We start from the raw sequence: 13425 nt of genomic DNA, 5'->3' as shown, positions 1-13425 counted from the left end.
CTGTCAAATCATTCAAATGGCAGCGGTAAAGCGGTGAACTGCTCGGGATAGGCCTTGATCAGGCCTCGGGCCAGCCTTGCGCAGCATCGAACCCTTCGCCGGCCAGAAGCGTCGTCACGTCATAGAGCGGCAGCCCGACGACGTTGCTGTAGGAGCCGACCAGCTTCTGCACGAAAGCGCCGGCAATGCCCTGGATGGCATAGGCGCCTGCCTTGCCGCGCCATTGGCCCGACGCGATGTAGTTTTCGATCTCGCGGGTCGAAAGCCGCTTGAAGCGCACTTTCGTTTCGACCACCTTCTGGCGGAACTGTCCGCCGGGGGTGACCAGGCAGATACCGGTATAGACCCAGTGGCCGCGACCGGACAGAAGGTGCAGCGCGGACGATGCCTCCTCTGTGTATTCGGTCTTTTCCAGAATCCGGCGACCGACCGCAACGACCGTATCGGCGGACAGGATATAGCTGTGCCGCCAGGTCGGGTCGTCCTTGATCGCGCGATAGGCCGCTTCAGCCTTTTCGCTCGACAGACGACGCGCGAGCGAACGGGGATGTTCGGCACGCTTCGGTGTCTCGTCGATATCCATGGGCATCAGCCGGGCGGGCTCGATGCCCACCTGGTTGAGGAGGTCGAGACGGCGTGGCGAACCCGATGCCAGTATCAGCTTTTGCTCAAGCGCCATTTCAAGCCGTATCCTGCCAAAACTTACTTGAAGCGGTATGTGATACGGCCCTTGGTCAGGTCGTAAGGTGTCATTTCAACCAGAACCTTGTCGCCAGCGAGAACGCGGATACGGTTCTTGCGCATGCGGCCGGCAGTATGGGCAATGATTTCATGCTCGTTTTCGAGCTTCACCCGGAAGGTCGCGTTCGGCAGCAATTCCGTAACGACGCCCGGGAATTCAAGGACTTCTTCTTTAGCCATGTATCGGTTTTCTTTCTGTGTAAGGTCGGGCAGGCAGGAATTTTCGTCCACCGCCTCGAAATTTGCGCGGAAACTACACAATCGCGTCCGGTTTGTGAACCACGCCTAATAGCTATTCTTTCAACAGGTCAATCGCTTGCCGTTGGAGCACGTCGAATGGGCTTCATCCGCTTGTCGATCAGCTTCCAGAGATGGTCGCGAACCTCGCGATAGGCGTTGAGAACCTGCTCTCGTGTTCCCGTTACCACGGTTGGGTCCATGGTTGGCCAATAAACGACATCGACGGCGTGGGATCGGGTCAGCTCAAGGGCCGCATGGTGCGCTTCGGGTGCCAGTGTAACGATCAGATCGAAGAAGTCGTCTTCGATCTCCTCCAGAGTACGCGGCTTGTGCGGCCGTTTTCGGTTGAGCGACAGCCCGACCTCTTCCAGTACGACATCGACGAAAGGGTCCGGCTCGCCGGAGCGAACGCCGGCTGACTGTATGTATATATCGGGTTGCAGCAGGCTTTTTGCAATGGCCTCTGCCATGGGCGAGCGGATTGAGTTCTGCCCGCACATGAACAAGATGGCTGTCGGTATGCCGATCGTCTGTTTCCGGTTCGGCGCGTCCACGGTCATGGTCAGCCGCGCCAGTAAAGAACGCAAACGAGCGTGAAAAGGCGCCGGGCAGTATCGAAATCGACACCGATCTTGCCGTCCAGACGATCCATCAAGGTCTGCGAGCCTTCGTTGTGAATGCCCCGGCGCCCCATGTCGATCGCTTCGATGCGGGATGGCGTGGCGGTCTTGATCGCCTCGTAATAGCTCTCGCAGACCATGAAATAGTCCTTGATGATCCGCCGGAACGGCGTCAGCGACAGGATGTGGGTGGCGACGTCCTCATCCGCATCCGTCGTGATCGTCAGCACCAGCCGTGCGCTGACCAGCGAAAGACGAAGCTTATAGGGGCCGCCGACATGGCCGTGCGGCTGGAAGGAGTTCTCCTCGACGAGGTCGAAGATGGCGACAGCCCGCTCATGCTCCACGTCGGGGGTGGAACGCCCGATCGAGTCGTCCAGAACGACATCGCAAAGACGAAACTCCCCCTGGCCCATCCTCAGTCCCCATTTTCCAAGGCGGTTTCGTTCAGGCGGATGGAGACGGAACGGGCATGGCCATCAAGCCCTTCCGATTTTGCCAGCGTGATGGCTGCCGGCGCAAGCTTGCGCAGCTGATCGGGCCCGAGGCGCAGGATCGACGAGCGCTTGACGAAATCGAGTACGCCGAGACCGGACGAAAAGCGGGCGGAACGCGCCGTCGGCAGAACGTGGTTGGAGCCGCCGACATAATCGCCGATCACTTCCGGCGTATGGCGGCCGATGAAGATCGCGCCGGCATTGGTGATGCCGGGCAGAAGCGCCTCTGGATCGGCGACGGCAAGTTCCAGATGTTCGGCTGCGATGCGATTGGCAAGCGGCAGGGCCTTGTCGAAATTTTCGACCAGGATGACTGCGCCGAAATCCCGCCAGCTGGCAGAGGCGATCTGCGAGCGCGACAGGGTCTTGAGCTGGCGCTCCACGGCGGCTTCGACCGCGTGGCCGAACTCGGCATCGTCGGTCATCAGGATCGACTGGGCGCCGGCATCGTGTTCGGCCTGGGCCAGAAGGTCGGCGGCGATCCAGTCCGGATCGTTTTCGCGGTCGGCGATGACCAGAACTTCGGAAGGGCCGGCAATCATGTCGATGCCGACCGTGCCGAACACCTGTCGCTTGGCGGCGGCTACATAGGCATTGCCGGGGCCGACGATCTTGGCGACCGGCGCGATCGTTTCGGTGCCATAGGCGAGCGCAGCCACAGCCTGCGCACCGCCGACGCGGTAGATTTCGGTCACGCCGGCGATACGGGCGGCTGCCAGCACTGCGGGATTGATCTTGCCGCCACCGGCCGGCACGACCATGACGAGGCGCGGCACGCCGGCAACCTTGGCCGGCATGGCGTTCATCAGAACGGAACTCGGATAGCTTGCGGTGCCGCCCGGAACATAAAGCCCGACCGCCTCGATCGCCGTCCAGCGGGAACCGAGGCCGACACCGATCGCATCCTCGTAGATATCGTCCTTCGGCATCTGCCGGGCATGATGTTTTTCAATGCGCTCGGCGGCAAATTTCAGTGCGTCGATGACGGCCGGATCGGTTTCCGCAAACGCGGCATCGACCTCGTCTTCCGAAATGCGAATACCGGTTTTGGCCAGATCGACACCATCGAAACGCGCGGAATAGTCGATCAGTGCGGCATCGCCGCGGGCACGCACGTCGTCGATGATGGCCTTGACCACGGCATTGACGTCTTCGGACACCTCGCGCTTCGTTGACAGAAACGCTGAAAAGCGTGTTTCGAAATCGTCGGATGTCTGTTCAAGCCAGCTTGCCACGCGGGTCTTCCTTCCCATTCCATGCCATGATCAGGCCGGAGACACCCATATTGGGTCAGGGATGGCGCGGCCTCGATGGGGTTTCCCACGCGCCGCCGATATCCGCAAGTGCGACTTCAATGCATTCGACATCCAATTCGATTGCAGCATTGCCGGAAAGAACCAGTTCGACCGTGCCTTCAGGACCTTCGCCTTTGGGGATAAAGCGTACGGCGAGAAGCGAGAGCACGTCCTCCTTGCGGTTGCGGTCGATGCCGTTGGAGCGAACTGTCTCCACCCGCTTCAGCACCAGGGCCGCACGGTGACGCTCGAAGCCTTTGCGCTTGCCTTCCGCCGCCGCCCAGTCGAAGCGGTTGGCGGCGAGCGAAAACGTCTTTTCCGCCGCAGACCAGCGCACATCGCCAAGCTTGAAGACGGCATCCTGCATATGGGCGGATACGACACCCAGGTCATCCGTATCGAGGGCCAGAAGCTTCAGCTCGGTCATGCGCTTTCGTCCATCCTTACGCCGCCTCGCGCGGCTGTTGTTCCATGAACAGGAGATAGGATGGCCGGTTGCGGTAAGCAACTGCGCAGGCGAACTCTTCGCCGCTATTGATGAGGGGGGAGGGAGTTATGCCCTGTTGAGGCCGGGCAATAACAAGGATACTGGCGAAGACGCGCCAGCATTTGGTATATGGGCGGATATTTCAGGCTAGATCCGCCAGAATCTTTTCCTGCCCGAACGGTCGCAACGCCCTGTTGGTCTTGACGATCGTATGGATGAGCGCGTCGTCATCGCGAATGCCCAGCTGGTAGAAACGGATCGCCATTGCGGCAAGCCGTTCGGCGGCAGGGTCGTGACGTGACATGCAGGCGATATAGCGTGCCGTCTCGAAAATCGTCTGCAGCCGCTCCAGTTCGTCGGGGCCGATCGGCTCGTGTGCTGTGGCCGTATTGGAAACTCTCATCCCTTGCTTCCCCAAGTGTTTTTCTTTTAGCGATACCTAATACATGCGCTTTTCTCTTGGATGGGAAGGCCCGAATGAAAGATGGCGTTAGCAGAGGGTAAATGGCGGTGTTGAGCCGTATCTTGTGTCGAACATGGATCACCCCTTACACAGGAGCAGTAAGGACGACGGTATCAGTCATATGGCAGAAGAAGATGAATCCGGGTTTCTTCGAACGCGAAGCAACAATCGTGGCTCCACAGCTGATCGGTACGGAACTCTACGTTGGCGGGGCCGGCGGCATCATCGTGGAAACGGAGGCTTATGAGCCGGATGATCCCGCCTCGCATAGTTTTCGGGGTCAGAGCCTTCGAACCCGCAGCATGTTCGGTCCGGCCGGACATGCCTATGTCTACCGTTCCTACGGTATTCACTGGTGCCTGAATTTCGTCTGCCGGCCCGGCAGCGCCGTTCTGATCCGTGCCGTGCAGCCGCTCGCAGGTCTGGCCGAGATGGAACGCCGCCGTGGCCGCAACGATCCTCTGCTTTTGTGTTCAGGTCCGGGCCGGCTTTGCCAGGCACTCGGTATCACCATTGATCATGACGGAATGTCCTTGTTCGAACAGCCATTCAGTCTGAAAGCGCCGGCGGAGCCGGCCCTTGTGATGACTGGCCCCCGGATAGGGATATCGCAAGCCATCGACCATCCCTGGCGTTTTGGCCTCCAGGGATCGGTCTATGTCAGCAAGCGGTTTCCCGCCTGACGAATTCAGCGGCGGCCGAGCAGGTTCAGCAGCCCGCCGGTCGCAAGTCCGAGCAACACGCTGCCGGCCGCCAGAAGCAGGGCGTAGGACATGATGTTGTCCGACAGCCAGTTTGCCGTGATCAGCCTTGCATTGCTGAAGCTCAGGCTTTGCGTCGGCATGAAGCGGAACCAGCTGACCGGAACGCTGCCGATCTCGTCTTCCGCACCGCTATAAATGGCGATGCGCCCGCTCATCTTCTCCCATTCCTCGCGGCTGGCGATTTCCCTCATGCTTTCGTTGAGCTGTGTGCTGTCCGGCGCAAGCACTGCAGTCCATGTTCCTTGTCCGGTCGGATCGCTTTCCTGTGCGACGAGCAGGTGAGCCGATTTCGGCGGCTTGTAGAGTTCGTCGGTTGGTGGCGCGAAACGCAGGGCCGAAAGCGACAGGTCGTAATTGTCCTTCGCCCAGTTGCTCAGCTCTTCGAATTGCCGGCTGAGGAAATTGCTGTCGGAGCGTTGCTGCCAGTCCTGAAGGCTGATGCCGGATGGCGAAACGGTCTGGGGTGCAATTTCCGGGCTCCAGCTGTTGCGACTTTCCTGATCGATCTTCAGCTGAGAGAGGACATTCAGCGGCATTTCGGAAATGCCGCCAACGAAGATCGCGTTGCGCTCCGCCATTCGGGCTGCCGAGATCGTCACGTTGAGCGGAATGACCCGGTGAGATGCGGCCGCGATCTTGCCGGCGAAGGTGGCAGCAGCCGAAAGCGTCGGCTCGTCGATCCGGCCGAGAAACAGCGATACCGGATCCTGCCCGATGAAATAAGGAAAGCCGATGCCGGCGGTTGCTGCGACGTTGGGAACCTGGGCAATGCGGGCAAAGTCCGGCATGTGGAACTGCGATGTGTTGAAGATCGCAAACCGCGGTTTCTCTTCACTGCTCGTACCAGGCGCACATGACGCATCGGACTTGGTGCGCAACGATGCCTCGACAGTGATCGTATTCACGCCGGGCCGGAAATGCCTGAGCGTCAGCTTGATCGGCAGATGCCGCAGCACCGCACCGCCCGCAGAGGTGATCGGTACGGTGGATGCGATGTTTCCGTTGACGAAGATATCGAGATGGCTGCCGGGCAGAACATCCGGCGTATAGGCGGCATCAAGAAGGATACGGGCCTCGCCATAGGCATTAGCGTAAAAATCCGCCGGCACACCGATCGTGAAGGTGGTTCTGAACAGGCGGCCGGTGAATTCCTGGCTATTGACCCCGAGCGTCGAGAAATCGAGCACCGTGTCGGAAAACAAAAGCGGCGTGTCCATGCCGCGCCAGCTTTCCGTCGAAAGCGTATCGAGCCTCTGCGTCGAGCGACCGTCGAGCGAAGCGACGAAACTGTCGATCAGCCCGTCGATCGATGGCCAGTTCGGACCGGAGAGCACGAGAGAAGAGACGCCGGCGCTGCCCGGATAGTCGATGAAGCTTGCGGCCGCCGAGTTGTTTCCTGAAGCAGAAAGGCGTGGAATGACAGACCTGAGTTCATCTGTTGTGCCGATGAAAACGGCAACTTCGCCAGGCTTGATCTCGCCATCCGCCTGCCTGCTGAAAGTGAACGACTGGTTGGGCATTCCGGCAATCAGTGCAAGCCCTTGGGACAGCCGCATCAGCGTGTCTGTCGCGCCGAGCTGGTCGAGCGCCGGAGCGATGATCCGGAAGCGGGTATTACCCTTGCCGTCCACCCCGATGGCCCGCAGGTCATCCAGCGTGCCGAGGCGCCTTTCGTTGGCGCCGTCGAAAGACAGATAGGTCTTGGAGGGATCGACATCCGTCCAGAGTTCGTAGGTGGATTCGATCGTGCAGTCAGTGCGGTGGCGCTGGCTGGTGCCAAAACGGACCATGTTGCCGCCAGCCCTGAGCAATCCGGCCGGTATCTCGAACACCCGTTCGGCGGGCTGTTCGGCCGAGGCTATTGTTTCTGCGGCAACGACGACGTCGTTGATCGTGATGGTCAGCTTCGACGTTTCCGGCGCAACAAAGATCGAGTTCTGATAGGCGACATTCAGCTTTGCCGCACGTCCGGCCTGATCGGCCGTCAGATAGACGGACCATGAGCGCTGCTCAATCTCGCCATTCAAGCGCATGTCCGAAAACGGCAGCAGATAACGGCGCGTCTGGTCGGTGGCGCCGGCTGTTGCCGCAGAAGGGGTCGCTGATGGCGGCTGGGCGCTCCACTGGGCCGGCGCCGTCTGGTGTGCAGGCGGCGTCGAAGGCCTCGCGATCGGTGGCGTTGGGGTGGGAGACGGTGCACGGCTTGTTGGCGCCCGCTGTGCCGGAGCGAGCGGTGCGGGATTGACGGGGACGGGTGCGGCGGGTGCAGACGGGGAGGGCGGCGGCGTTTCCTGAATGCCCCGGTCGCGGCGTTCGCCGCCCATGTCGAACGGCGTTGAACCTTGCTGCGCGAGTGCCGGCGTGGCGGTGCAGGCGACAAGGGCGAGAACGATGAGCTTGTTCATGTCGATCTCCTAGCCTTTCTCGGTGCCGCGGGACTTGCCGAGATCGCGCATCAGATATCCGAGACCACGGCTGGTCTGGTAGACGGAAAGCCAGAGGAACCACACTGTGCCGCGGAATAGCCCCGGATTGGTGCGGCGCGCGGTCTGGAACTGGGTCCACTGGGCGGAATTGGCGAACATCAGGTCGGCGATCAGGCGGTGATCGAGAGCCTTCTGCGGCACGTAACGGCAGCCCACGGAGGTCACGTCTCCCGTCCGGTCGAAGTTTCGGATATCGACCGGCAGTTCACTGACCGGAAGGTCGCTGAACGGCTGGAAGCGGATATGGCCCACCGTATCGGTGGCGATGCCCGTCTTACCCTCCGTATAGACCTCAAGTGAGGCTCCATGCACAGAGACGTTGTTGATCGTTGCGGTGTACCATTTTCCATCGATGCCGAATTCGCAGCGTCGGCTGATTTTCACGCGACGCGAGGCCTGGCGTTCGCCGCGCTCTGATACGACGCCCAGCGCGCAACCGGCGATGATGATGTTCAGCAGGTTCCAGCCGCCGACCACGAGCGTCACGTCGGCTTTGTAGGGTTCGGTATAGACCTTGTAGACGCTCATCGCAAAAGCGACGATCAGAATGAAGAAGATCACGAAGAACGGCCGGCTGACTTCAGAAAGACGGCTGACCGAAACGGACTCGTCCTTCGCCGTCACCTTGAAGGTCGGCGAGCGTGGATTGAGCATGACCGAGATAACCGCAGGCAGCAGGTGAACCGTCTGCACATACTCATAAAGCTCGGAAATCCATGGCCAGCGGAACGATCCGTAGAGATAGTTCTGCATCATCATGTTCACCGCCATGTAGGTCAGCGAATAGACGAGGAATTCGCCGCCGGACGAGGTGAAGATTTCGAGATCGAAGAAGATGTAGAACAGCGGCGCGAAGAGGAAGATCGTCCGCGGGAAAGGGAACAGCCAGAACAGCGTCGATGACATGTAGCAAAGACGCTGTGCCATCGAGAGGCCACGCTTGAGCGGCGGGAAGCGGAAGCGCAGGATCTGCATCATGCCTTGCGCCCAACGCGAACGCTGGCCGATGAAGCTGGCAAATGTCGCAGGCTGCAGGCCAGCGATCAACGGGCGATCGACATAGATGCTGTTCCAGCCCAGCCCGTGCAGGTCGAGCGCGGTTTCGCAATCTTCGGTGATGCTGACGCCGGAAAAGCCGTTGGAAACCTGTAGCGCCTTGCGGTTGAGAACTGCCGCCGAGCCGCAGAAGAAGGACGCGTTCCATTTGTCCAGACCGCGCTGAATGATGCCATAGAACATCTCGTTCTCGCTCGGCATCTTTTCGAATGTCTGCAGATTGCGCTCGACGGGATCGGGATTGAGGAAAAAGTGCGGCGTCTGCACGAGAAAGAGCATCGGGTCTTTCTCGAAATAATGCACCGTTTCCAGCAGGAAGTCGCGTGTCGGGGCGTGGTCGGCATCGAAGACGGCGATCAGGTCGCCGGTCGAATGGGCAAGCCCGTTGTTGAGATTGCCGGCCTTGGCATGTTCGTTGCGCTCGCGGGTGAGATAGCGCACGCCCATTTCTTTGCAAAGCTGGTTCAGCTTCTCGTAGCGGGCCTCGGCTGCACGTGCGTCGGCGACGTTGCTCGCCTTGCGCTTCTGCACGGTGCCGCCATCGTCAAGCAGCCAGACGGTCAGCTTTTCCGGTGGGTAGTCCATGTTGCGGGCCGCCGCCAGCGTATTGGCCAGAAGCTGCTCGTCCTCATTGTAGCTCGGCACGAAGACATCGACCGTAGGCAGGTTTTCGTCGCTGCTGGAGCGAGTGCCCGGCCGGCTCGGCGGCAGCGGCATGGCAACGACGAACAGGCTGAGCGAAAGCATCAGAACGCTGTACATCTCGGCCAGATAGACGAGCATGCCGGGAATGAAGTTCTCGAGCTGGTTGACCGGCGGCAGCGTGCTCGTTGTGCGCCAGTAGACATAGCGCAGCACCATCCCTGTACCGAAGGCCAGCGCCACCAGCCGCCATTTTCCGCCGACGTCGAGAAGCTTGATGATCGCCATGACGGTGACGATGAGAATGCTTGCGATCAGCTGCGTGCGCGTATTGATCGGCAATGTCACCAGAAGGATGATCATTACCGTGGCAACGGCCCAGATGACGGCTGAATATAGTGTCCTCATGACGGACTACCTCGATGAGAGCCGAAGACGGACAACAGGATCAGCGGCAGACAACGTCTGCTCCGTCGGTTGCCATGGTGCAGGATGGAGAAGGAACGGTCACCCTTTGTGCGGCCGGTGCCGTTGTTCCGGATGACGATGTCGCCGCGGCATAACCGTCGGATGGTCGTCCCGTGGCCGACGAATAGCCGCCGCCGAACGGCGAAGGCACGCGAGGTCCACGTGGCTCAAGCTGGGGCTGGGGTTGGGAAACCGGAGGTGCCACGGCCCGCGGGGCCGGCTGAACGCGACGCACCTGCACCCGAGGCGCATAGGACGTCGTCTGGCGCGGCGGCAGCGTCTGCACGATCGGCTCGGCAGAAGCCGGGCGCGGATAGATGGGAGCGCCTGTGGTGCCGACCGCGGAATTGAACTCGCGATTTGCGCCATAGGGGTTCCAGCCGAGCGCATCGACCGAGGCGTTGATCGTGAAGTTGTACATTACCGAGAGTAGCTTTTGTTCGGTAGCATTCGCTTCGCAGGTTCGCAGACGGATCTGGATCACGCCGTAATTGGCAAACGGCGTGCCCTGGTCGCGTGTGCGGATCTGCTGCCAGGCATAAAGGCAGAGATCGGAACCTCTGCCGCGCCCGAATGCATAACCGAAGGGGCCGTAGGCGTTCTGGACATAGAACTGCGACTTGGCCATCGCGATCCGCGGCAGGGACTGCCGCATTTCGGAAGAGATGCGTCCTTCGGTAATAGAGGACATCCCGAGACTGTTGTCGGCGTGACGATAGGCGCTTTCGGTACCGTAGAGCTGGACCTTCAGCATGTTCTGGCCGGGCGTGGATGCGTCGGTCCCCAGGTGGATGTCCTGGCTGATGGCGTTGTTGAACCGCCGTTCGATGATGCTGACGACGGCAGGTCCCGCCGGCGGCGGCATGACCATCGCCTGCTCTGGCGGCACGCTCTTTATGAATGCTTCGGATTGGATAGGTTTTCCGGCGCATCCGGCGAGAGTAAGCGCGGCGAGCCCCATAAGTGCTGTGAGTGCCGGGCGGCAGGCACGCCATCCTGGTTGCAATGTCATAAAGTGTCTGTCCGTCATCGAAATCCAGTCCTGGGGCAGACACGCATTACTCATTGCCCGCTTTCTGCGAGGTCACCGCCAGCCATCTTTTCGATGCCTGCCGGTTCGAGTCACCTTTGTGTATTCGTGATTTCTTATTTACTGACGAAATCTAAATTGTTCGTTAACTATATGCCCTCATTCTTTAACCAATTGCTGTCAAATGTGGGCTTGTGTGCACGGGCCGAAATGATCTGAATGGACAGGGACCGGGGTGCAAATGCGGTTTTCGCTGATCTCTTTGGCTGCTTTCGGCATGGCCGTAGCGGCTTTGATCGCCTACAAACGGACGTCTGACGTCGACTTCAACCAGATCACTGGTTCGTTGACCGCGGCTGATTCGGTTTCGCCCGGCGCTGCCGGCACAGATGCGAACCGGACGAACCGGTTGCAATATCCATTGCCGACGACGTCATCGGCGGACCAGAGGGCCGGCCGCCCTTCACTGGTGGTTGCCCAATCACAGCCGATCTCCCAGGCGCCTCAGCAAAACGCCCAGATATCGCAACCATTCCAGAGCCAGCCTGCGACCCAGCCGCCTGCACAGGCGCAGCCAAGGGCAGGCACGCAGCCGACTGCTGCTGCCCCCCAAGTCGATGAAAGCGCGCTTCGCTATTTTGCCGCCCGAGGCGACACCGCCCGGCTTCAGGCCGAAATTTCCCGCCTTCGTGCCCTTTATCCCAACTGGACGCCGCCGGCCGATCCGCTGGCCGCGCGCCCGACGACCGATCCGCAGCTCGAGAGCATGTGGGACCTCTATGCCCAGGCGCGTTATGTCGATGTGCGCAAGGCAATCTCCGATCGCCAGACAGCCGAGCCGAACTGGCAGCCGCCAGCCGATCTTGTGGATCGGCTGAAGCTTGCCGAGGCGCGCACCCGTCTGACGGCGGCATCCGATGCCAAGACCTATGATGAAGTCATCCGCATCGCCGCTGAAAACCCGACGCTTTTGACCTGCAGCGAAGTCGATGTCTTGTGGCGTCTGGCGGAGGCCTTTGCCGACACAGACAGGCAGCCGCGCGCTCGCGACGCCTATCTCTATGTGCTGAGCAATTGCGACAATCCTCCCGAGCGGCTGGCGACGGTGCAGAAGGCGAGCGAATTGCTGACGTCCGACATGATCGAGGATCTGCTATCGAAAGAGCGGACGAGACCTGACGGACAGCCGGAATTCGAAAGCCTGCGTGATGATCTCGCCCGCCGTCTGGTCGGCGAGGGCAATACCGACGCGAAGCTCGTCGTTGCCGACAAATATCTCACGCGCCTGGAAAGGCTGGCCGATACGGATGAACTGGCCTCCGATGCGCTTCTGCTCGGCTGGTATTATTATCGACGCGACAATCTCGGCGGCGCCGAACGCTGGTTCCGCAAGGCCTACACCAAGGAAGACACCGCGTCTGCGGCCGAAGGCCTTGCGCTGACCCTGACGCGCCAGAATTCGCCGCTCGAAGCCGAAAACGTCCTCTACAAATGGCGTGACAGCTCGCCGGGTTCGAAGGCCGCCTATATGGCTGCGGTCGCAAACCTGCTGGCCATCGATCCTCCGCCGATCCTGCAGGAGGAAGTGCTGTCGCGCATGGCGCCCGTCGTCATCGAGGCGAAGGATGCCGCTGCAGCCCAGCAGTTCGGCTGGTATGCGCGCTACATGCGCCAGCCGGGTACCGCCGCACAATGGTTCGCCGCCGCTCTCACCTGGAAGCCCGATGACGAGCCCTCCGCCTACGGCCTGGTCTTGAGCCGAAACGACTTGGGTGACAGGGCCGGCGTTGCCGCGATCCAGCGCACCTGGGCCGGCAAGTCCGAGCGTATCGCCAACCTCGGCGAAGACGTTAACCGCCGTCTGCAGGGGCAGGATTATCTTTCTCAGTTGACGCCACCGCAGCAGCAGGCACGGCAATACCCGGCTCAGCAGCAAATGCAGTCGCAGCCCCGCCAGCAACAGCCGTATGCCCGTCAGGCGGATGCGGGAATGGCTCAGAGCTATGCGCCGGCACCTGTACAAAGAGCAGCGCCACGCGTGGTTCGTTCGGCTCCCGCCCGCAGCGCACCGGTGGGCCGCGGCTGCGCCTCCACGGTCGACCCTCGCCAGCTTTCGCCTGATCAGGCTCTGGCCCGCGGCTGGTGCCTGATGGATCTCAACCGTCCGCTGGAAGCGGCCCAGGCATTCGATGTCGGTACCATGGCTTCATCTCAGGCTGCACGGTCCGATGCCGCCTATGGCAAGAGCCTCGCCTATCTGCGGGTCGGTCTGACCGACAAGGCGGCTGCCGCGGCAACCATCGCACCGCAGAACAATACCCGCGCTGTCGAGCTTCAGTCGTCCATCCTTGCCGACCGAGCCGTGAACGCGTTCAAGTCGGCACGCTACAGGGAAGCGTTGATCGCGCTCGACCAGCGAGCCCAGATCGTCCCTGAACAGACCGATCTGATGAGCCTGCGCGGATATGCCCTGATGAACCTTGGCCAACAGGCGGAAGCCCTGCGGATATTCCAGGCTTTGGCCGACCTCGGCAACAAGGATGGCTTAAGAGCGATCGCCGATCTTACAAATCGTAGCAATTGATCGGATAAAACCTGGGCTTGCAGCCTTTTTCAGAAGGTGTCCCGATACCGTA

General features: G+C 60.8%; 12 protein-coding genes. 2 read left to right on the top strand and 10 right to left on the bottom strand.

The window, feature by feature from the left end:
* Positions 1–58 precede the first annotated feature (58 nt).
* From FHP24_RS07900 to FHP24_RS07870, 7 genes are all read right to left on the bottom strand, one after another.
* The gene (locus tag FHP24_RS07900) at positions 59–679 is read right to left on the bottom strand and encodes a Maf-like protein (protein WP_139675258.1); all 621 of its coding nucleotides are present in this window, start codon (positions 677–679) and stop codon (positions 59–61) included.
* A 23-nt stretch (positions 680–702) separates the two neighbouring features.
* Entirely contained in the window at positions 703–921 is a 219-nt protein-coding gene (infA, locus tag FHP24_RS07895) for a translation initiation factor IF-1 (RefSeq protein ID WP_004435948.1), read from the bottom strand.
* 128 nt (positions 922–1049) lie between these two features.
* Positions 1050–1541: an arsenate-mycothiol transferase ArsC gene (locus FHP24_RS07890; protein ID WP_394344600.1), complete on the bottom strand. Its 492-nt coding sequence runs from the start codon at positions 1539–1541 to the stop codon at positions 1050–1052.
* 2 nt (positions 1542–1543) lie between these two features.
* Complete coding sequence (locus tag FHP24_RS07885; protein WP_139675256.1) at positions 1544–2017, bottom strand: UPF0262 family protein; 474 nt, start codon at positions 2015–2017, stop codon at positions 1544–1546.
* A gap of 2 nt (positions 2018–2019) precedes the next feature.
* Entirely contained in the window at positions 2020–3333 is a 1314-nt protein-coding gene (gene hisD, locus FHP24_RS07880) for a histidinol dehydrogenase (protein ID WP_180355926.1), read from the bottom strand.
* 55 nt (positions 3334–3388) lie between these two features.
* Complete coding sequence (locus FHP24_RS07875; protein ID WP_139675251.1) at positions 3389–3820, bottom strand: DUF2948 family protein; 432 nt, start codon at positions 3818–3820, stop codon at positions 3389–3391.
* A gap of 202 nt (positions 3821–4022) precedes the next feature.
* Entirely contained in the window at positions 4023–4283 is a 261-nt protein-coding gene (locus FHP24_RS07870) for a hypothetical protein (protein WP_139675248.1), read from the bottom strand.
* A gap of 194 nt (positions 4284–4477) precedes the next feature.
* Between FHP24_RS07870 and FHP24_RS07865 the strand changes: the two genes are divergently transcribed.
* On the top strand, positions 4478–5026 hold the full coding sequence (locus FHP24_RS07865; protein WP_139675246.1) for a DNA-3-methyladenine glycosylase: 549 nt from the start codon (positions 4478–4480) through the stop codon (positions 5024–5026).
* Positions 5027–5031: 5 nt separating this feature from the next.
* On the opposite strand, the gene FHP24_RS07860 is transcribed toward FHP24_RS07865, so the two are convergent.
* From FHP24_RS07860 to bcsN, 3 genes are read right to left on the bottom strand one after another with little or no spacing between them, the layout of a single operon-like run.
* Entirely contained in the window at positions 5032–7512 is a 2481-nt protein-coding gene (locus FHP24_RS07860; RefSeq protein ID WP_139675243.1) for a cellulose biosynthesis cyclic di-GMP-binding regulatory protein BcsB, read from the bottom strand.
* Between the two features lie 9 nt (positions 7513–7521).
* Positions 7522–9699 carry a UDP-forming cellulose synthase catalytic subunit gene (gene bcsA, locus FHP24_RS07855; protein ID WP_139675240.1) on the bottom strand — a complete coding sequence of 726 codons (2178 nt, stop codon included), beginning with the start codon at positions 9697–9699 and terminating at the stop codon, positions 7522–7524.
* 40 nt (positions 9700–9739) lie between these two features.
* Complete coding sequence (bcsN, locus tag FHP24_RS07850) at positions 9740–10771, bottom strand: cellulose biosynthesis protein BcsN (RefSeq protein ID WP_180355925.1); 1032 nt, start codon at positions 10769–10771, stop codon at positions 9740–9742.
* 259 nt (positions 10772–11030) lie between these two features.
* Here bcsN and FHP24_RS07845 point away from each other — a divergent pair, with 259 nt between their 5' ends.
* Entirely contained in the window at positions 11031–13373 is a 2343-nt protein-coding gene (locus FHP24_RS07845) for a cellulose synthase (protein WP_139675234.1), read from the top strand.
* The last annotated feature ends 52 nt before the right edge of the window (positions 13374–13425 follow it).

The organism is Aliirhizobium smilacinae (genome assembly GCF_006335145.1).
Lineage (GTDB): Bacteria > Pseudomonadota > Alphaproteobacteria > Rhizobiales > Rhizobiaceae > Neorhizobium > Neorhizobium smilacinae.
The sequence above is the reverse complement of the archived record's forward strand: the minus strand, read 5'-3'. Positions and strand labels throughout refer to the sequence as shown.

Excerpts from the sequence above, each read along its gene's own strand:
- FHP24_RS07900 (WP_139675258.1), bottom strand. The coding sequence starts at position 679 with ATGGCGCTTGAGCAAAAGCTGATACTGGCATCGGGTTCGCCACGCCGT.
- infA (WP_004435948.1), bottom strand. The coding sequence starts at position 921 with ATGGCTAAAGAAGAAGTCCTTGAATTCCCGGGCGTCGTTACGGAATTG.
- FHP24_RS07890 (WP_394344600.1), bottom strand. The coding sequence starts at position 1,541 with ATGACCGTGGACGCGCCGAACCGGAAACAGACGATCGGCATACCGACA.
- FHP24_RS07885 (WP_139675256.1), bottom strand. The coding sequence starts at position 2,017 with ATGGGCCAGGGGGAGTTTCGTCTTTGCGATGTCGTTCTGGACGACTCG.
- FHP24_RS07875 (WP_139675251.1), bottom strand. The coding sequence starts at position 3,820 with ATGACCGAGCTGAAGCTTCTGGCCCTCGATACGGATGACCTGGGTGTC.
- FHP24_RS07870 (WP_139675248.1), bottom strand. The coding sequence starts at position 4,283 with ATGAGAGTTTCCAATACGGCCACAGCACACGAGCCGATCGGCCCCGAC.
- FHP24_RS07865 (WP_139675246.1), top strand. The coding sequence starts at position 4,478 with ATGAATCCGGGTTTCTTCGAACGCGAAGCAACAATCGTGGCTCCACAG.
- FHP24_RS07860 (WP_139675243.1), bottom strand. The coding sequence starts at position 7,512 with ATGAACAAGCTCATCGTTCTCGCCCTTGTCGCCTGCACCGCCACGCCG.
- bcsA (WP_139675240.1), bottom strand. The coding sequence starts at position 9,699 with ATGAGGACACTATATTCAGCCGTCATCTGGGCCGTTGCCACGGTAATG.
- bcsN (WP_180355925.1), bottom strand. The coding sequence starts at position 10,771 with ATGACATTGCAACCAGGATGGCGTGCCTGCCGCCCGGCACTCACAGCA.
- FHP24_RS07845 (WP_139675234.1), top strand. The coding sequence starts at position 11,031 with ATGCGGTTTTCGCTGATCTCTTTGGCTGCTTTCGGCATGGCCGTAGCG.